Annotated in this window: 23 protein-coding genes and 1 pseudogene; 16 read left to right on the plus strand and 8 right to left on the minus strand. The window is 43.6% G+C overall.

Annotation, left to right across the window (positions count from 1 at the left end):
* A pseudogene (locus tag PSI15_RS14545) lies at window positions 1-239 on the minus strand (hypothetical protein); the annotation flags it as partial.
* An 82-nt stretch (window positions 240-321) separates the two neighbouring features.
* Here PSI15_RS14545 and PSI15_RS14550 point away from each other — a divergent pair.
* The 16 genes from PSI15_RS14550 (at window position 322) to PSI15_RS14625 (ending at window position 14142) form a co-directional block, all read left to right on the plus strand.
* A complete protein-coding gene (locus tag PSI15_RS14550; RefSeq protein WP_273584136.1) occupies window positions 322-681 on the plus strand; it encodes a hypothetical protein in 360 nt (119 codons plus the stop codon).
* A 96-nt stretch (window positions 682-777) separates the two neighbouring features.
* Window positions 778-3117, plus strand: a complete 2340-nt coding sequence (locus PSI15_RS14555) for a primase-like DNA-binding domain-containing protein (RefSeq protein ID WP_273584155.1) — start codon at window positions 778-780, stop codon at window positions 3115-3117.
* Window positions 3118-3691: 574 nt separating this feature from the next.
* On the plus strand, window positions 3692-4657 hold the full coding sequence (locus tag PSI15_RS14560; RefSeq protein WP_084720970.1) for a hypothetical protein: 966 nt from the start codon (window positions 3692-3694) through the stop codon (window positions 4655-4657).
* On the plus strand, window positions 4654-5049 hold the full coding sequence (locus PSI15_RS14565) for a DUF1240 domain-containing protein (protein ID WP_045970071.1): 396 nt from the start codon (window positions 4654-4656) through the stop codon (window positions 5047-5049). The genes PSI15_RS14560 and PSI15_RS14565 overlap by 4 nt, the downstream gene beginning before the upstream one ends.
* A gap of 124 nt (window positions 5050-5173) precedes the next feature.
* A complete protein-coding gene (locus PSI15_RS14570) occupies window positions 5174-6325 on the plus strand; it encodes a phage major capsid protein (protein WP_273584137.1) in 1152 nt (383 codons plus the stop codon).
* A 43-nt stretch (window positions 6326-6368) separates the two neighbouring features.
* Complete coding sequence (locus tag PSI15_RS14575) at window positions 6369-6917, plus strand: HK97 family phage prohead protease (RefSeq protein ID WP_273584138.1); 549 nt, start codon at window positions 6369-6371, stop codon at window positions 6915-6917.
* A gap of 2 nt (window positions 6918-6919) precedes the next feature.
* Window positions 6920-8140, plus strand: a complete 1221-nt coding sequence (locus PSI15_RS14580; RefSeq protein WP_273584139.1) for a phage portal protein — start codon at window positions 6920-6922, stop codon at window positions 8138-8140.
* Window positions 8137-8433, plus strand: coding sequence for a head-tail connector protein (locus PSI15_RS14585; RefSeq protein ID WP_273584140.1), 297 nt, complete (start codon window positions 8137-8139; stop codon window positions 8431-8433). The genes PSI15_RS14580 and PSI15_RS14585 overlap by 4 nt, the downstream gene beginning before the upstream one ends.
* Entirely contained in the window at window positions 8433-8867 is a 435-nt protein-coding gene (locus tag PSI15_RS14590) for an HNH endonuclease signature motif containing protein (protein ID WP_273584141.1), read from the plus strand. Before PSI15_RS14585 ends, PSI15_RS14590 begins: the two co-directional genes overlap by 1 nt.
* 277 nt (window positions 8868-9144) lie before the next feature.
* On the plus strand, window positions 9145-9498 hold the full coding sequence (locus tag PSI15_RS14595) for a phage terminase small subunit P27 family (RefSeq protein ID WP_273584142.1): 354 nt from the start codon (window positions 9145-9147) through the stop codon (window positions 9496-9498).
* Entirely contained in the window at window positions 9495-11156 is a 1662-nt protein-coding gene (locus PSI15_RS14600) for a terminase large subunit (protein WP_273584143.1), read from the plus strand. The genes PSI15_RS14595 and PSI15_RS14600 overlap by 4 nt, the downstream gene beginning before the upstream one ends.
* Window positions 11157-11429: 273 nt before the next feature.
* The gene (locus PSI15_RS14605) at window positions 11430-11693 is read left to right on the plus strand and encodes a helix-turn-helix domain-containing protein (protein WP_273584144.1); all 264 of its coding nucleotides are present in this window, start codon (window positions 11430-11432) and stop codon (window positions 11691-11693) included.
* Between the two features lie 282 nt (window positions 11694-11975).
* Complete coding sequence (locus tag PSI15_RS14610; protein ID WP_273584145.1) at window positions 11976-12479, plus strand: hypothetical protein; 504 nt, start codon at window positions 11976-11978, stop codon at window positions 12477-12479.
* Window positions 12480-12605: 126 nt separating this feature from the next.
* On the plus strand, window positions 12606-12971 hold the full coding sequence (locus PSI15_RS14615; protein WP_273584146.1) for a hypothetical protein: 366 nt from the start codon (window positions 12606-12608) through the stop codon (window positions 12969-12971).
* Window positions 12968-13495, plus strand: coding sequence for an AAA family ATPase (locus tag PSI15_RS14620; RefSeq protein WP_337928874.1), 528 nt, complete (start codon window positions 12968-12970; stop codon window positions 13493-13495). Before PSI15_RS14615 ends, PSI15_RS14620 begins: the two co-directional genes overlap by 4 nt.
* Window positions 13492-14142, plus strand: a complete 651-nt coding sequence (locus PSI15_RS14625) for an HNH endonuclease (protein ID WP_273584147.1) — start codon at window positions 13492-13494, stop codon at window positions 14140-14142. Before PSI15_RS14620 ends, PSI15_RS14625 begins: the two co-directional genes overlap by 4 nt.
* A 264-nt stretch (window positions 14143-14406) precedes the next feature.
* Here PSI15_RS14625 and PSI15_RS14630 read toward each other — a convergent pair whose 3' ends face one another.
* The 7 genes from PSI15_RS14630 to PSI15_RS18630 form a co-directional block, all read right to left on the minus strand.
* Entirely contained in the window at window positions 14407-15564 is a 1158-nt protein-coding gene (locus PSI15_RS14630) for a tyrosine-type recombinase/integrase (protein ID WP_273584148.1), read from the minus strand.
* Between the two features lie 253 nt (window positions 15565-15817).
* Window positions 15818-16057, minus strand: a complete 240-nt coding sequence (locus PSI15_RS14635; RefSeq protein WP_273584149.1) for a hypothetical protein — start codon at window positions 16055-16057, stop codon at window positions 15818-15820.
* Window positions 16054-16590: a phage N-6-adenine-methyltransferase gene (locus PSI15_RS14640; protein WP_273584150.1), complete on the minus strand. Its 537-nt coding sequence runs from the start codon at window positions 16588-16590 to the stop codon at window positions 16054-16056. The genes PSI15_RS14635 and PSI15_RS14640 overlap by 4 nt, the downstream gene beginning before the upstream one ends.
* Window positions 16580-16774, minus strand: coding sequence for a hypothetical protein (locus PSI15_RS14645; protein WP_273584151.1), 195 nt, complete (start codon window positions 16772-16774; stop codon window positions 16580-16582). The genes PSI15_RS14640 and PSI15_RS14645 overlap by 11 nt, the downstream gene beginning before the upstream one ends.
* Before the next feature lie 11 nt (window positions 16775-16785).
* On the minus strand, window positions 16786-17103 hold the full coding sequence (locus PSI15_RS14650; protein WP_273584152.1) for a hypothetical protein: 318 nt from the start codon (window positions 17101-17103) through the stop codon (window positions 16786-16788).
* Window positions 17100-17378 (minus strand): hypothetical protein, encoded by a 279-nt coding sequence (locus PSI15_RS14655; protein ID WP_273584153.1) that lies wholly within the window; start codon window positions 17376-17378, stop codon window positions 17100-17102. The genes PSI15_RS14650 and PSI15_RS14655 overlap by 4 nt, the downstream gene beginning before the upstream one ends.
* Window positions 17371-17970: a hypothetical protein gene (locus PSI15_RS18630; RefSeq protein ID WP_273584154.1), complete on the minus strand. Its 600-nt coding sequence runs from the start codon at window positions 17968-17970 to the stop codon at window positions 17371-17373. The genes PSI15_RS14655 and PSI15_RS18630 overlap by 8 nt, the downstream gene beginning before the upstream one ends.
* Between the last annotated feature and the right edge of the window lie 34 nt (window positions 17971-18004).

Here is an 18004-nt window from a genome sequence, read left to right on the forward strand (position 1 = left end):
TGTGCTTTTAACTCTGGTGACAGCCTTACGTTAAACATTGGGGAGCGCCCAGCACCTTTAGGGCTTTTATCTCTCTTTGGTGTTGACATGTATAGACCTATTACACTAATATCGAAATCAATAGGTCTATACCTTAACATAAGTTCGTATTCAAATAAAACGCCCCCGAATGGTATTACCAGTACCAGACGAGGGCTAACCCCCACGATAACTACAATATCGAGGTAGCTATGTATCAATATACCTTCCTAATCGGAAAGGACAAAGCCCGTTTATCTGAAATTTCCCCTATGCGCCTTATCTCCATTCAGGGGGTAAGCCATGTTTGAGATCATTGTCACCACGACAAATCAGCATACAGGCGAGATAAAAAAAGAAACTGTCCGCTACAAATACAAGACATTGCGTGGTGCAGAGAAAGCCGCCAATCGTGTTCGCAGTGCTTGTATGCCAGATAATGAAACCGTTGATACTGAAATAGTCCGAATGTACGAGCATAGAGCGCCCATCTCACTGGATCAGGCCATGCACAATACAAGTCTGGCGACCTCTTTATTTTACGTCATTCTTGAAAAAGCCAAGTCTGAATGTTCCATCGATTTAAATAACCTGATTGCGTTGGCCTGTGATATCAATCAGGAAGTCTACCATGCGCTTCAAGCGGCTGTTTATGAGGAATAAGCCATGAGTCAATCATCTGCATATGGATATAACAGCCGTAAAAACAATGAAGAAATCCGCCCAATAGACGTTATCCATACGGTAAAAAAATCCGCCATGAATCATTGGCAGAGTCTATTGCCAGCCTGTGGCGTTGACGTTCCGGCAAAGGGTAAGCATGGCGTTTGCCCGATATGTGGGGGAACTGACCGCTTTCACTTCATCGACGATCACGGTAATGGCGACTGGCATTGTCGCCAGTGTGACCAGCCCAATCATGGCGACGGGCTGGATTTAGTGGCGAGAACCAAAGGGATCACAGTCTTTGCAGCCGCTAAGTTAGTTTCGGGGGCGCTGGCTCTGCCTTTGGCGGAACCCAAGCCCGCCAGAAAGGAGTCTCCAAGATCAGGAATTTCCTCAATAATCGAAAAAGTGAACAGGCTCTTGGCTCAAGCCACATTTGGACAATCCGGCTATCTGGCTAAAAAGGGGCTGCAATGCCCCAAACAACGGTTATTAAAAGAGGGGATTTTGTTGCTGATCACCCAAACACTGAACGGCACTATCACGGGTGCGCAAACTATCAAGCCCAATGGTGAAAAACGCCTTGTTGCAGGCACACAGAAAAAGGGGAGTGTTATCCCCGTATCTGAGATAACCGGCACACCGGACACGTGCATCATTACCGAGGGTTATGCAACAGCCTTAACGGTCAGTCAGTTACATGAAGGTGTGGTACTGGCAGCGCTTGATGAAGGGAACTTACCTAACGTGGCCGAACAGGTTAGGGAACGGTGGCCAGACGCGAAGATCATTCTTGCCGCCGATAACGATTGGCACGAACCGGGAGCGCTGGACAAAAACGGCAAACCCAAGAAGAACGTCGGCAAGATAGCGGCAGAGAAGACCGCCAAAGCGATTAATGGCTGGGTAACGCTACCGTCCACGGAGTATAAAGCCGATTGGGACGACTATCGCCAGCGTCACGGCATTGAGGCAGCAAAGCAGGCATTCAGTCACGGGCTATATCAGGTGGGGGAGAAAAAGGCAGTGAACGCAGAAGCAGCGCAGATCCACGAAGCAAAGCCCAAAAAGGCCAATAACAATCTGGCACAAATGGCCGCCAGTCAACGCGGGGCGCTCTTGGCTGAATACTACGGTAAAGTGGCGGTCAATCCTGAAAGTGAGATGGTCTATCGCTATAATGGCGCAACATGGGAGACGGTGCCGGACAGTGAGCTGCTCCGCGCAATGGTGGCAATCTTCAATCAGCATGAAACCCCTTATAGCCCCAATGGGATCAACAACGCTATCAGCGCCATGAAATTACAAATTCCGGTTATTGGTGAACAACGGCAGGATTTAATCGGGTTTAGTAACGGTGTGTATGACTTGTCAGAACAGGTATTCAGGCCACATCAGCCGGCACATTGGTTAATCAACCATAACGGCATTGAATTTACCCAACCTGTCGCAGATGAAAACTTACAGGATCATGCGCCTTATTTTTATCGCTGGCTGTCTCATGCGGCAGGTCAGGATAAAGATAAGATGGCGCGTATTAATGCCGCCCTGTTTATGATCCTGGCAAACCGTTATGACTGGCAGCTCTTTATTGAAGTGACAGGCGAAGGCGGCAGCGGCAAGAGTGTATTTACGTATATCGCAACGTTATTAGCGGGTGAACATAATACGGCCAGTGGTAATATGAAAGCGCTGGATGAAGCGAGAGGCCGTTATCAATTTGTCGGCAAGAGTTTAATTACGTTGCCCGATCAGGTTAAATATGTCGGTGAAGGTGCGGGCATTAAAGCCATTACAGGCGGCGACCTGATTGAAGTTGACGGAAAATATGAAAAACAGTTTTCCACGATTATTAAAGCCGTGGTATTAGCCACCAATAACGAACCGATGAGCTTTACCGAACGCAATGGTGGTATTGCAAGGCGGCGGGTGATATTTCCGTTTAATATTCCGGTGAAAGAATCAGAAAAAGATCCGCAATTGCCGGAAAAAATCAGCCGGGAATTGCCGGTAATTATTCGCCATTTATTAACCGAATTTGCCGACCAGAATAAGGCTAAGAAATTACTACAGACACAACGGGATTCCAGCGAAGCATTATCGGTGAAATGCCACTCAGATCCCTTATATCGCTTTTGTGGTTATCTGGTGTCCGTGGATAATATTGTCGGGATGAAAATGGGAAATAAAAATATCGTACCAAGGGCACCGCGCATGTATCTTTATCATGCTTATTTATCTTTTATGGAAGCGCACGGATTTGAACGGCCGTTAACCCTGACAAAATTTGGTGATTCAATCCCCAAGATCATGCAGGAGTACCGGAAGGACTATCGAAAAGTCAGGACAAAGCAAGGTTATTCGTATAACGTGGCGTTATCCGAAGAGGCCGAAGAATGGCTTCCGGCAGTGCCTGAACTGCGCAGAGGTTAACACCCCAGATAAACTTTTGGTGTTAACTATACACCCTGTGCACAAAATAGAATAATCATATGATATTAAAGGTAAAAATAAGGTGTATAGTTATCTTTTAACTGTGCACCAAGTGTACACCCTATACATCGGTTATTTATTGTCAGGGTGAACAGTCGTGCACAGTTGGTGTATATCATGTACACCGCCACAAACTCAGGCAGGACAAGGCATTCAGAGGTAAATGCACAGGATGTACAGTTGAGAGGGACAAAAAGATTTTCAGGGGGGTATCTTCTGGCAGGCAAATAAAAGCCGGATGAATCTAAGAAGATAAATTTAGTATATCAATTTGTTTTTTTATTAGGGTACTATCTGAAATTTAAATTAGGTAATTATCTGATTTTATTTAAGCAGAGAGATTAATCACAGTTTTGCTGGTGATCTTTTATTCACGCTGGAATAGATAAGTATTGCTGTTATATCCTGTTTAATTGATGCTATATGGAAATCGTGACACAAATCACTTGATTGTTACATACCTTAATAGTAATCAATGAAATTATTCATGACGAATATTATGGAGAATTGAGGAATGACACATAAGAAATATAATCCTACTTGGGATGGCTATATGGGGGATGTTTTAAGGGGGAATGTGGGAATTAATCAGCTAAAGCCTCAACATGAATTTTTTGATGCTATTGGTCTAGAAAAAGTATTGAGGGATAATACCCAGTATCACTTTGTTCTCACATTATCAGAAGCTCAAAGCATTATTGAGGATATCAGTCCCCGCCGTCCACAAAGTCCAAATCATGGAGAAGCATTTGCAAGAGGTATGAACGAAAAACACCTAAGTTATGAAGAAGCATTTGCAAGAGGTATGGACGTAGGAAACAAGAAAAAAAATCCTATGGCGCGTGTATTTTCTGTCACTGATCCCATATCTACCTACGCAGGAAATATCTATGATTCACGTGGATTCCATGATGTTGTTCGAGAATTTAAGAGCTTAGGCATTACAGCGGCAGAACATGTAGGAAAAAATGGGGAAAGGTATATTCACATATCAGGGCATGCAGGTCTTCGGGGTCGTATCATGGGGACACGATATCGTGCCCAAAATCCCCAAATGCTTGGAATGGGAATTGGGCAGCAGGGTCTTAATGCAAGCGTTGTTCAAGGAGTTAGATTCTCCATCATTTTTTCTATTGGATATAGAGTAATAGAAAGTATTTTTAAGGATGAATATACGCTAGCCGATTTTCTTGGAAATGTAACCATGGATATGGCTAAAACTGCTATTATCGCGACAGCCTCTTGGGCTGTCGGTTCAGCTTTAATTGCTACAGCCGCTTTAGGTGGCAGTATAATTGCTGTTGCGGGAATAGTTTTACTTGCTGGTTTTGCAGTGGCTTATATTTTAGATGCTCTTGATAAGCAATATGGGATAAGTGAAAAATTAATAGCACTCATAAAAGAAGAAATGAAGAAAAAACCAAGAACACCGGAAGCGGATTTACGGCATTTTTTTAATGGATTAGGAAGGTTCAGGTGAATAGTAAATACCTTAAAGCATTAGGTGTGCTAATATTATTGTTGTTAATGACATTTATAGTTGCTTTCATTATTGACGATGCTATTTCATTAATATTAATGAAAGATGAAATAAGATTTTCTGGCACTGTTGTCATGGTTGTTATGTCTTCACCTCTATTATTATATTCGTTATCAGGCTCTGTTTTTTTCTTTATCTTTGATAGACTACCTAAATTTAACAAGATAGTTGTTAAATATCTTAGTAGGTTGATGATTGCATCATTTATAATTGGTTTTCCTATCTCTTTTTATGTTGATTATAAGTTAAAAAGTGATGGTTATCTGACATGCGATAAATTATCGTGGATGTCACCAACCACCTATGTAAAAGATTTATCACTGTGTAAATGAAAATTTTTGTAAATATTCTGTCCTCATGTTTTCGCAAGTTTAGCCTCTGAATGTCAGGGGCTTTTTTATCATTTTTCATGATGTTAAATAGTGTTTTAAGCAGAATAACCAACCACAAAACACCATGAAAAAGCTACTTGAATTACGCCAGCAAAAGACAACCCTCACTGAACAAATGCGCTTGCTTCTCACCAACGCTGAAAACGAAAAACGTTCACTCAATGCCGATGAAGCTAAACAGTTCGACGAACTGCGCAGCCAGTCCGACGCCCTGAACGCCGAAATTGCCCGCGACGAAGCCTTATCTGATGAAGAACGCCATCAGGCGAAGACCCAGCCGACCAATGAAACATTCAGCAATAACGAACTGCGCCACTATATTCTGACCGGAGAAACCCGCACCTTGTCTACGGGCGTTCCCTCAGAGGGCGGCTATACCGTTATCCCCGAATTGAACAAACAAATCATGCAGCAATTGGCGGATGAGTCGGTGATGCGTCAAATCTGTACCATCAAGACCACACGCAGCAACGAATATAAGCAGTTGGTTTCTGTCGGTGGTGCTGCCGTCGCACACGGGGAAGAAGGCAAGGCACGCGGTGAGACATCCACGCCGAAAATGGAAGAAGTCAGCATCAAACTATTTCCTATCTACGCCTACCCCAAAACCACGCAAGAGATTATCGATTTTAGTGACGTGGATATCTTGGGCTGGTTGACCTCAGAGGTTGCCGATACCTTCGTCGATACCGAAGAAACGGATCTGGTGAGCGGTGATGGCAGCAAAAAAGCGAAGGGCTTCTTGTCTTATCCCCGTGACACCCAAGGCGACAAGGTGCGTGATTTTGGCACATTGCAAAAACTGGAGGCCACCACGCTTGAAGCCGACAGCCTGATTGATCTTAAGTTCCTGCTTAAGAACAAGTACCGCAAGAATGCGGTTTGGGTGATGAACTCCAACACCGCTGCCCAAGTGCAGAAGCTGAAAAACGGCAATGGCGATTATATCTGGCGCGAACGTTTGCAAGCCGGTGATCCCGATATGCTGCTGGGCTTGCCTGTCCACTACCTCGAATTTATGCCCGACGGTGTGATTGGTCTGGGTGACTTCAAACGCGGTTACTTCATTGTTGACCATGAGACAGGCACCCGTACCCGCCCTGACAATATCACCGAGCCGGGATTTTATAAGGTGTGTACCGATAAATATCTGGGCGGCGGTCTGGTGGACTCCAACGCCATCAAGGTGCTGGAAGTGAAAAGCACCACGAAATAAGCGAGAGGGGCGAAAGCCCCTTTTCAGTCTGGGAGTCCATAGAATGAATAACGATTTTGAAATCCGCACTGCGTCCCTGTCTGCCAGTGATAAGAAACTGACCGGCTATGTGATTAAGTGGAACAGCCGATCCCATGTGTTGTGGGATGAATTTATTGAACAGTTCGCCCCGAACGCCTTTAGCGCCAGCTTGACGGCAAATACTGATGTCAGGGCATTGTATGAACATGATCATATGAACCTGTTAGGCCGCACCACCTCCGGCACATTGCAGCTTAGCGAAGATACTACCGGACTACGCTTCGAACTAACCCCGCCTGATACCCAATTGGGGCGCGATGTATTAACGCTGGTTGAGCGCGGGGATATCTCCGGCATGTCCTTCGGGTTCAGGGCATTGAAGGATCAATGGGATATTGGTCAGGAACCGTATATCAGAACCGTCTTGGAGGCTGAACTACGGGAAATTACGATCACCAGCCTGCCCGCCTACCCTGAGAGCGGCGTAGAGATTGCCAGGCGCTCACTCAATGGGGTTACGCCCCGTGCGGCTGATTTGCGCCATTACTGGCTGCAACTGTCCGAGGTGTAACCATGTGGCCTTTTAAGCGAAAAGACACGGAAACCCGCAGCATGAGCATGGATGAGTTTCTTTCTCTGGCGGGCGTGTCTAACACCAAATCGGGTGAGCATGTTTCACCGTCTACAGCGGAAGGCTTACCCGCCGTGATGAATGCCGTGACAGTAATCAGTGAAGCAGTCGCCACCATGCCTTGTTACCTGTATCGGGTTCAGCACCAGAACAGCAAAGAATCCCGCGAGTGGCTCAGTGATCACCCCGTAGATTATTTGCTGAATGAGTGTCCGAATGACTGCCAGACGCCATTTCAGTTTAAACGCACGTTGATGCGTCATTGTCTGTTAAATGGTAATGCGTATGCGGTGATTGTCTGGGGGCAGGATGGTCAGCCACAGTCATTACACCCTTATCCTCCTTCTGCGGTCGTACCACAACGATTATCGGATCACCGATTCTCATACACCATCACAGAGCCTTATAGCGGCAAGGTAAAAACCTACCTACAGGAAGAAATCCTGCATCTGCGCTATGCCACCGAAGACGGTTTTCTGGGGCGCTCGCCTGTCACCATTTGCCGCGAAACCTTGGGCTTGGGGCTGGCGCAACAACGCCACGGTGCCAGCATTATGAAAGAGGGCATGATGGCGGCGGGGGTGATTAAATCCGCTGACTGGCTGGATGGCACCAAGGGCGCTAAGGCACTGGAAGCCCTCGAACGTTATAAGGGTGCCCGTAATGCAGGGAAAACGCCCATTCTTGAAGGCGGGATGGAGTACCAGCAATTGGGGATGAGTAACCAGGATGCGGAGTGGCTGGCCTCCCGCCGTTTCACCATTGACGATATCGCCCGTATGTTCAACGTCAGCCCGATCTTTCTGCAAGAGTACTCGAACAGCACCTACAGTAATTTTAGTGAAGCCTCACGCGCCTTTCTGACTATCACCATGCGCCCGTGGCTTGCCAATTTTGAGCAACAAATCAAAGCCGCCTTGCTGATGAATTCTCCAAAGCGGGGAATTCGTTATCAGGTGGAATTTGATACTGCCGACTTACTGCGCGCTAACCCACGGGAACGCTTCCAGAGCTACGAGACGGCGATTAAGTCGGGGGTGATGTCACCAAATGAAGCCCGCGAACGTGAGGGATTATCGCCCCGTGAAGGCGGTGATGAATTCAGCCAGGCATGGAAACAGGAAATCCAAATCAAAACGCCAGCCAGTAAGGGGGATGAATGAGTCAGCCAGAAATCAAACTTGATGAAATCAAACTCCATTGCCGCATTGATCACAACTATGACGATGCGATTTTAGCTGTCTATGCCGAGGCTGCGCTGGAAGTCTGCCAGCAACATATTGGTAAACGGTTTAATGAGGGATTGGCCTTTACCCCAGCAATCAAGGTGGGTTGCCTGCTTTATATCGGTTTACTGTATGAGAATCGGGCAATGGCGGTAGATATTGTACTTAAAGAAGTCCCGTTCTCCATCAAGTCACTGTGGTCTGTCTATCGTGATATCGGAGTCTACTAATGCCTTGGCAACCTTTGAAACGGTGTACCTATCCCGGCTGCAAACAGCGAGTCAAGTCGGGTCGGTGTAATGAGCACCAACGGGAAGCCAGACGTCAGCATGATAAGCAACGAGGCACCCGAACCCAACGTGGTTATAGCAATCAATGGGGTAAATATCGCTTGATGTACCTTAAGGCTAATCCCTTATGTGTGATATGCCTGAAAGCCAATATTTACACTCCAGCCACCATTGTTGACCACATTATCCCGATAGACGGTGACAGTGATGTACTGTTCTGGCCTGACTTCAATCACCAGTCAGTCTGCCATAGCTGCCATAACACCAAGACGTTTACCCAAGACCCAGTGACCAAGCAGAAGCGCAAGAACGGTGAGTATCGGGAACGGGAAGAAAGCGCGGCGCAGCGTCATGACTGGATGTATCAATCATGAACGAACAGGAGACAGATCAGTTAGTTAAAGGCTTATTAAAGCACCGTGAAGGCTATCGACAATCAAAACAGATTGCGCCTGAGAAGCCCACAGTGAAGCGTATAACACAGCGTGATAAGGAGCTAATGGAATGCTTTCGAAATCGCCAGAGAGGCTTACAAGGAGGGTGGGGGTATCAAAAATGACAAACACCCGCCTGACAGGAACCGCCGCGTCCTCAAATTTTTACGCACGGCACTTTTTTCAATAGCAGTCATTTCAACAGGATACAATAACTATGGCAAGAGCACCCAAACCCCCGGTTTATTTGAACGACATCGCCGCCCAGCAATGGAAATCGAAAGCCAAAATACTCAATGAACGGGAAGATCTCAGTCCGGCGGACTGGAACAACTTAGAACTGTATTGCGTCAATTATGCGATTTACCGTAAAGCCGTTGAAGACATTGAAGTCCGCGGGTTCGCAGTGGAAGGTTCACGCGGCGCGGCAACCAGTAACCCTTCATTAAAGGCCAAGGCCGACGCAGAAAAAATCATGATAAAAATGTCGTCACTGCTGGGCTTTGACCCGGTGTCACGGCGTAGAAACCCGGTGGAAACGGAGGCTGAGGACGAGTTAGATCGCTTATGAACGCATGGGAACAGTACGCCCTTGATATCCAAAACGGCACCATTCCGGCCTGTAATCGTCTGAAACAGGCGGTAAAACGCTACTATAACGACCTGAATAATCCGCGTTATACGTTTGACAGCGAGGTTGTGGAACGTTTTGTTGGCTTCTCCCGCCTCTGCCCGCACGTCAAAGGCCACTTGCGCGGTAAACCAATCATACTGGAGCCGTGGCAGCAATTCGCCTTTGCTAACCTGTTCGGCTTCAAGGTAAAAGCGACGGGGCGTAGAAAATACCGCAGCGCTTATATTCAGGTGCCGCGCAAAAATGCCAAATCCACGGTGGCTGCGATACTGGCGAACTGGTTTTTGGTGATGGAACAGGGGCAGCAGGATATTTACACCGCCGCCGTGAGCCGAGACCAAGCGCGTATTGTGTTTGATGATGCCCGTCAGATGAGCCTGTTATCTAAGTCCCTGAAAAAGCGGGTAGCCATCCAGCAACACAAAGTGACCTACACGAAGAGCAACAGCCTGTTAAAGCCACTGGCCGCCAAAGCCTCGACGATTGAAGGGACTAACCCCAGTCTGGCGATTGTCGATGAATATCATCTACACCCGGATAACGCGGTTTACTCCGCCCTTGAATTAGGCATGGGTGCTCGCCCCGAAGGACTCCTGTTTGCCATTACCACCGCAGGCAGTAACGTTATTTCGGCCTGTAAGCAGCACTATGATTATTGTTGTCAGATACTGGACGGGGAAGAGCAAAATGAATCCCTGTTTGCCCTGATCTACGAACTGGACGACGAGCACGAGATTGATGACGAATCCCTTTGGATTAAGGCCAATCCCAATCTCAATGTCTCAGTAGACAGTGCCTCACTGCATGACACCATCCAGAAAGCGCGCGGCATACCCTCACAATGGACGGAGATGCTAACCAAACGCTTTAATATCTGGTGTCAGGGTGAAACGCCATGGATGGGCGAAGGGGCTTGGCAAGCCTGCCAGACTGATTATGATGAAAACGACCTCAAGGGGCTGGAGTGTTACGCCGGATTAGACTTGTCGTCAACGGGGGATATTACCAGCATTTGCTACACCTTCCCCGTGGAGAATGAACTGTTACTACTGACCCGCCACTACCTGCCCGAAGCGCAGTTACAGAATCCGGCCAACAAGAACCGGGCAATCTATCGTCAATGGGCACAAGCAGGCTGGATACGCACCACCGCAGGAGACTGCATTGATTATGACCGTATCCGTGATGATATTCTTAACGACAGCCAGCACTTTGATATCAAGCTGGTGGGTTTTGATACATGGAACGCCACGCACCTTAGAACACAATTACAAGGCGCGGGGTTAGATGTTGAGCCGTTCCCGCAAACCTATCTGCGCTTTAGTCCGGTGGCTAAATCGGCAGAGGTATTCGTTAACCGCAAAGTCATTCGTCACAACGGCGATCCGGTTCTCTCATGGGCAATGCCCAATGTGGTGATGGAAACCGATGCGAACGCCAATATCAAACCGAACAAGAAGAAGTCCGCAAACAAGATTGATCCGGCGATTGCGTTCCTGATGAGTTTTGGCACATGGCAGAGTGAGCATGAAGAGTTTGCTTTCAGTCTCAGCGATGAACAGAAGCAGCGCCTTCAGGCGTTTAATGGGATATAACGTAAAAAGTTAAGCGGTTTTACTGATTCGCTTATTGAATTTGATAAACCAATTCATTAAAGTAATCCCGCCATTGGCAAAATCCAATGGTCGGGGCTTCGCATCCCTGAGCTAAGAACACTGGTAGGATGTTTCTACCAGTGCCCGCTATCACCCTTTCAATGGTGGTTCAGGCAGGGGAGGCTTCGGCCTCACCGGAATCTTAGCCCGGTAATGCGAACCTTGCTTGAATCGCCACCATCAATTTTTCAATTAATGGAAGGGGTAGCAGGAATGAATAACGTTAGAAATGACTGGCATCAAGCTGATATTATTGCTGCATTACGTAAACGTGGTACAACCTTAGCGGCTGTCTCTCGTGAAGCTGGACTCAGTTCATCGACACTGGCAAATGTGTTATCACGCCCTTGGCCTAAAGGGGAATGGATCGTTGCTAACTATCTCGAAGTACATCCTTCTGAAATTTGGCCTAGTCGGTATTTTGATATGTACGGTCAGCTTATTGAACGGGTAGCCCGTAAGGCTTCTATTAAATAGTTTGATGTCAATGAAATAAGCCATGATACAAAGTAATATTTTTAGTTATTAATTTTATATTCATGGCTATATTTTTTATAATGTTATTTTTCGAGTCTAAATTACCAGTAATTATAAAGTGCAGTCAAAGATTGCCATTTTTTGTAATTACTGGTTTTTAATAAAATGAGATTGAAAGTTTATATTAGGTCTTTTTCTTTGGTTGTCATTTTTCAGTTAAAATCATAGAGTGATTTTGTTAGTGTTATTGAACCATAATTATTTATATGCAAGGTGATTGAGGTGAGTTATAAAATATGTAATGTATCTTATGAGGGAAAGTATATACCTCTTTATGGTCATCCTTATAAAAAAACTGATGAGAATGTTTTTACAGTTTTAATAGGTAAGAATGGGTCAGGGAAAAGTAGAGTCCTAAGTGCTATAGCTAATACTTTATGCTCAGTTTTTGTGGGGAATAAGTTGCTCAAAAGGGATATAGGAGCAGGAAGTAAATATAGGCAAGAAGATCATTGTTTTTCAATTGAAATAATTTCTGGTAATGACATTCAGAAGATAGAAGTTAATGGACGTAGTATATCTAATTCATTTAAATCACAATATGAGAAAAATAAAATTTGTCCAAAGAAGATAATAACTGTTTCAACAAGTCCATTTGATAAATTCCCAGAAGAAAGGGTTTATTTTTCATCAAAAATCAATGATGATGATTATTCATTTTATAATTACTATGGCTTAAATGAAAGCTCAAAAAATAAAGCGGTTCTTTCATTGATCGAAAAATGATTCTTCTCTGCTGCAAAAGGTTCATTGAACAAAGATCAATATACTATCCCAAAGGTGTTATCTTTTTTAGGGTTTGAATCAAGATTTGAGTTACACTTTAGGCTTAAACATGGAATAAATAAGTTCATGGATAATCTCTATGAAATGAACATAAGGCAATTTATGGCCTATGTTGCATCGGCAGCCCAAAGAGAGCTTAATTTTCTAAAAAATAAATATGATATTACTTATTCTAAATTACGTGATGCTTTTGTTTCATTATATGAATATTGTAATAAAACTGATTCATCAAGAGTGATAATTTTCGAAATTGATTATAGCAAAAGTCAGGTGGATGATTACTTTAAAAAATTTCTTTCGGATATAAAGATTCTTTCAGATATAGGTATATTAAATATTTATGATGTTATTGTTAGATCTTCAGAGAATAATCATGAAGAAAAAGAAATTGAGGATTTTTTTATGAAGAAGAAAATAGAGAATTTAGCATAAACGATGCAAGTTCAGGACAACAATGTATTTTATTAAATGTATTCGGCATAGCTGCAAGTATTGAAGATGACTCATTGATATTAATTGATGAGCCTGAGATAAGTTTGCACCCTGAGTGGCAAGAAACATATATTCATCTTCTGATGGAAGTGTTTACTCATATAAAAGGTTGTCATTTTATAATTGCAACACATTCACCACAAATAATATCTAATTTGAGTGAAAAAAATTGTTTCGTAACATTAATTGAAAATGGCGATATTATCCCAGCAAAAAGTTATGTAAATAAATCGGCAGATTTTCAACTTGCAACTTTATTTGAGGCTCCGGGAGTTGAAAATGAATATTTAAAACGTATTGCTGTAAATATATTAACTGTTTTATCAAATGGTACTTACGATAAAAATGATAATTCATCAGATTTAGAATTACTAATAAAAAATAGAAATAAAATTGATGAAAATGATAGTGTTAGGAAATTGATAGATTTGGCACTAGAAATCGAAAGGAAGCTACAAAAATGATAAACGAAATTATTTATTCCGAACATTCATCCAAAAAAATTTCAGAAAAAATGGAAGAAGAAAATTTTTGTGGTAGAAATTGGGGAGATGATGATCTTGAAGTGGTAAGGCGAGAAATAAAAGATTTTTATATAAGAGAGCAAAAACATACTTGTGCGTATTGCAAACAGGAGATTAGAAGCAACAATGGAAGACATTGGGATATTGAGCATATAATATCAAGAGAATCTGTTCATGAGTTTATGTTTGAGCCTAAAAATCTTTGTGTTTCATGCCCTGAATGTAACCAGAGAAAAGGTCCTAATAAAGTTACACATAGTAAAGCCAGAAAAAAACCACCTTTAAATTCTTTGGATTACTTTATTGTTCATCCTCATTTAGATAATTATGAAGATCATATAGAACCCGTTAAAATAGGTGAGTTTTATTTTTCTAAATCAGAGAAAGGAGAAAAAACCATATCTATATGTGGGTTAAATAGATTTTATGAATTTGCAGGATATAATCAAGCTGTAACAACAGATAATCAAATTCTACAATTTGCTAATTTGCTTTCCGATACAACGAATGAAAATCAAAGGAAAAGCCTTCTAAGAGATATTGCTACGGTTGCGCTTAGACAGCTTACTAATGAGACTTCTGATTAATCGGCACAAAATATCACGATATGAAAGTAATGCTTTCTCGCCTCATATCTTAGGTGTGAGGTCAAACGAATTTATGTACCGAATATTTGCCATACCAGAATTTAATGATAGATTACGATTGCTTATAGACAAGTTAATAGAACTTATTTTTTGGGGGCATTACCGGGGGCATGTAAGATAATTGAACTAAATAAAACTGTTTAAAAACAATAAAATAATTATTTTTATCGAATCCTGTAGGGGACCAAATTCAAGCACTTACCCCTATTTAGCAATTGCAATTTTTCCTGACTGGGACGGATTTGGGACGCAACCACCAAAAAGCGCATCAATTTGACGTGCGTGTTCGGTCAGGTGATTTGGTGCTAAGTGCGCATAACGCCTCACCATTTCAATTGACTCCCAACCGCCCATTTCCTGCAAAATTGATAATGGAACACCATTTTGCACTAACCAGCTAGCCCAAGTGTGCCTCAAATCGTGGAACCGGAAATTTTCTATTCCCGCCCGTTTTAGTGCTGAATTCCATGCTGTATTATCATCAACACGCATCTTTCTGACCTGAGGCAATATCTTTCCATCGGGATTGGTTGATGGCTTGGTATGGACGAACACCCACTTATTGTGATTCCCTATCTGAGCACGCAATACCCTACAAGCCGTCTCGTTTAGGGCTACCCCTATAGCCCTAGCCGATTTACTCTGGTCTGGATGTATCCATGCAACTTGGCGCTGCGTATCAATTTGAGACCACTCCAGATTAATAATGTTTGAACGCCTCAATCCTGTAGCCAGAGCGAACTTGACGACCGACTGTAGAGGTTCAGGGCATTCATCAACTAACCTTTGGGCTTCGTGAGGTTCCAGCCATCTAACCCGTTTCTCTCTGACGGCTGGAACCTTAATCACTGGAGCTTTTTCTAACCATTTCCAGTCTCGTTCTGCTGCCCTTAACAGGGCTTTTATCAAGGCTAAGTGTTTTGCTTTGGTTGCTATTGATACAGGAACTTCTTTATATGCAGGGATCTCTTTCCCTTTCTTCTGGGCGGCCTTAACTTGAATCTCCCAGCGTTCCTTAGCCTTGCGGTTTTTCATCTTACTGACCGCCGTATAAATGCTGGCTTCGGTTATATCCTTTAGTCTTACTCCTCCGAAGTATTCCAGCCAAAATCCCATGCGCCCTTTATCATCATCCAGTGATTTTTTATTGGCCTTTTCCTCAATCCATCGTAAACAAGCCTCATCAAACGTTACATCAGGGAAATCACCCAACCTTTCTATGCGCCATAATTCGGCCTTTCTTCGATCGTGCAATTCCTGAGCTTGCTTTTTGTCCGTTGTCCCAAGAGACTCCTTAATTCTTTTGCCGCTTGGCGTCGTGTAGTTCCCATACCACGTATTTCCTCTACGGAAGATTGACATTGTTTAGCTCCTTTCTCTGTCGCATCTACCGCGCTCACAAGCACAGTTTGGATCGGATTATTAATTGCTGCAATACATGCAGAACGAGTAAATAAGTAGGGTGATTTTGGTTTGGTGGGATTTTTCTTGGTGTAGGCTATCTTTCCTATCTTACACCAGAGGGACAGTGTATCTTCATCAATCCCTATAAACGCAGCAGCTTTCTTTCTTGATAGGGTTACACTTTCTTCTTCATCATTATTAGCGATGAGTCTCATTTCATCTCCTTATCAATCATATCTACATAGTGCCTCAACCACATCACAGGCTGAAATTGGCTCTTTTGATGTGGCGACATGGCGATTTCAAATCGGGGTAAATATCGGGTGAGTATTTCGTTGGTTAGTTGATCGGTGCGTTTCGGATGTCGTTTCAGTTCAGCCCGGCACTCCCTCGCCACCTGTCGTCGTCCGTTCTCGAATGTGTTAGGCATGGGTGTTAGGTTCATGCTCACGCTATTTTCCTCAATTGATGATTGCCGATATCAAATAGATGCTCTTTATCTACGGTGGTTATTAATTTTCGCGATGCAGTAAATGGCCGCCAAATTAAAAGCATCGAGCCTTTTGTATTACCATTTCCCTTTCTCTTTTCGACCGGGACGAATTGAACTCGACTACCCGTTATTAACCTGACCTCATCCACGGTTTCCATTGCCAATTTAAACCAGCCCACGGAGGTATCAGAGGGAACCAACATCACGACTGGTTGTAATTGCTTCTGGCATTCGATAGCGGCTTTCTTTATCCACGGCCCGATATCACTGTACGGCGGATTGCACCAGATAGAACCGTAGCTTTTCCAATCACATTCCAGTGCATTATCTCGTTCCGTGAGATAATGAGCGCACAGGGTATTGTCAGCAGAGGCGGCGGCATCCAAATAGAAACCAAATTCTAAATCGAGCGCCAGGAATAACGTGAGTGGAGTTTGCCAGAGGTCGCGCAGTTCTTTTGGAGTGTTACTGCCTCCGTAATCAGTTTTCATTCTTCCTTCTATCCCTCTCATAATCCTCCCCGCACTCCCGGCTACAGAATGCACCGTGTGTTGCTGGCTCTGTTTCACACCATCGGCACATACCGTTGATACTGGTTAATGGTGATTTCCGGTTCTGGAGGGCATGAGAGATATTCAGCTCGGTTAAATCATTTGCTGCGTCGATAATATCCATGATGATTCTCGTTATTTACTGGGGCACATATACAGAAGAACTGCATATATTGTTTTGTTTTCGTCAAATTCCGAAATATTCTTACGTACCTCGTCGTCAATTAAATTGTAATATGCTACAGGCTCCATATTTTCATATTTGGCTAATTTGTTCATCGCCTCCAATAAACCCAATGCCATTCCGCGTAATTTTCTGATATTGATACCAGTTTCATAATTACCTACGGATTCGTTATACGCGCCATTTATATCTCTGATAATATCCTCTATATCAGCTCTGGTTAATCCGTGCTTTGTTAATGCTGATAATTCGATTGTGTTATTACTCATCTCTGTTTCTCCTGCTTTATAACCTCTGAAAACCCATCATTAAGTAACATTGACAATACTTTTCTCTTAGATAGAGAATTATATTTACTACCGAGATTTTCTAATATAGGACCTTTAATCTCCCAATCGAAATTGGGATTTTCCATAAGCACATTCACTTGATGAAATAGCTCATCCAATGTTTCCCAATGTTTAGGGTTTTTTAATGCGATATTTAACGCATCATTCATTTGATTGATATCAAACGATTCCCTATATAAATCTGAATTAGCCATTATTTACCCTCTTAAATTCAATTACCCAGACCCACGGGTTATTATCCCAGTTCTCTTCGTCGTAGATTGAATTCCATAGATATTTAAACGCAACCCGTGCAGTAGATAAACATTCGTCATGATGCATCGTTTGTTTCCATGACCAGCCATTACGTTGTTGGTTAAAGTGATTCTTACCGTAATCAGAGAATTGCATCCCTTCAGCTATCGCATCTTCCTCACTAATATCTTGTAATCGCTCAACCCGAACTTCGGTTATTTCCAGTGTGATACGGGACGCCCAACGTGGCATATGGATTGATGGTGTCCATTTCAAATATTCGGATCTGGCGATACCCATACTTGCCCTATATACAATATCTTCCTCGTGCGCTCTGGTTATCGTTTCAATTTTACGGCTCATTAAATTTGCATATCTTTTATATGATTCGCCTACATTTGAAAACGTTTCGCGTACCCACAATCGATCGCCAACCCGACCATGTGGACACCGAACCGAAATCGGTTTATTGATCCTTCGAGTTTGTGTCTTCCTACCAGACAAAATAGCGCGAACCATGTCGCCATTAAAAATTATCGGTCTTTCTCTCATTCAAACCTCATACACACATTCTTAGCTCTCTCGC

The sequence above is a fragment of the Xenorhabdus sp. PR6a genome (assembly GCF_028599065.1).
GTDB lineage: Bacteria > Pseudomonadota > Gammaproteobacteria > Enterobacterales > Enterobacteriaceae > Xenorhabdus > Xenorhabdus doucetiae.

Coding starts and splice junctions, on each gene's coding strand:
- PSI15_RS14550 (WP_273584136.1), top strand. CDS start 322: ATGTTTGAGATCATTGTCACCACGACAAATCAGCATACAGGCGAGATA.
- PSI15_RS14555 (WP_273584155.1), top strand. CDS start 778: ATGAATCATTGGCAGAGTCTATTGCCAGCCTGTGGCGTTGACGTTCCG.
- PSI15_RS14560 (WP_084720970.1), top strand. CDS start 3,692: ATGACACATAAGAAATATAATCCTACTTGGGATGGCTATATGGGGGAT.
- PSI15_RS14570 (WP_273584137.1), top strand. CDS start 5,174: ATGAAAAAGCTACTTGAATTACGCCAGCAAAAGACAACCCTCACTGAA.
- PSI15_RS14575 (WP_273584138.1), top strand. CDS start 6,369: ATGAATAACGATTTTGAAATCCGCACTGCGTCCCTGTCTGCCAGTGAT.
- PSI15_RS14580 (WP_273584139.1), top strand. CDS start 6,920: ATGTGGCCTTTTAAGCGAAAAGACACGGAAACCCGCAGCATGAGCATG.
- PSI15_RS14585 (WP_273584140.1), top strand. CDS start 8,137: ATGAGTCAGCCAGAAATCAAACTTGATGAAATCAAACTCCATTGCCGC.
- PSI15_RS14590 (WP_273584141.1), top strand. CDS start 8,433: ATGCCTTGGCAACCTTTGAAACGGTGTACCTATCCCGGCTGCAAACAG.
- PSI15_RS14595 (WP_273584142.1), top strand. CDS start 9,145: ATGGCAAGAGCACCCAAACCCCCGGTTTATTTGAACGACATCGCCGCC.
- PSI15_RS14600 (WP_273584143.1), top strand. CDS start 9,495: ATGAACGCATGGGAACAGTACGCCCTTGATATCCAAAACGGCACCATT.
- PSI15_RS14605 (WP_273584144.1), top strand. CDS start 11,430: ATGAATAACGTTAGAAATGACTGGCATCAAGCTGATATTATTGCTGCA.
- PSI15_RS14615 (WP_273584146.1), top strand. CDS start 12,606: ATGGATAATCTCTATGAAATGAACATAAGGCAATTTATGGCCTATGTT.
- PSI15_RS14625 (WP_273584147.1), top strand. CDS start 13,492: ATGATAAACGAAATTATTTATTCCGAACATTCATCCAAAAAAATTTCA.
- PSI15_RS14630 (WP_273584148.1), bottom strand. CDS start 15,564: ATGTCAATCTTCCGTAGAGGAAATACGTGGTATGGGAACTACACGACG.
- PSI15_RS14640 (WP_273584150.1), bottom strand. CDS start 16,590: ATGAAAACTGATTACGGAGGCAGTAACACTCCAAAAGAACTGCGCGAC.
- PSI15_RS14645 (WP_273584151.1), bottom strand. CDS start 16,774: ATGGATATTATCGACGCAGCAAATGATTTAACCGAGCTGAATATCTCT.
- PSI15_RS14650 (WP_273584152.1), bottom strand. CDS start 17,103: ATGAGTAATAACACAATCGAATTATCAGCATTAACAAAGCACGGATTA.
- PSI15_RS14655 (WP_273584153.1), bottom strand. CDS start 17,378: ATGGCTAATTCAGATTTATATAGGGAATCGTTTGATATCAATCAAATG.
- PSI15_RS18630 (WP_273584154.1), bottom strand. CDS start 17,970: ATGAGAGAAAGACCGATAATTTTTAATGGCGACATGGTTCGCGCTATT.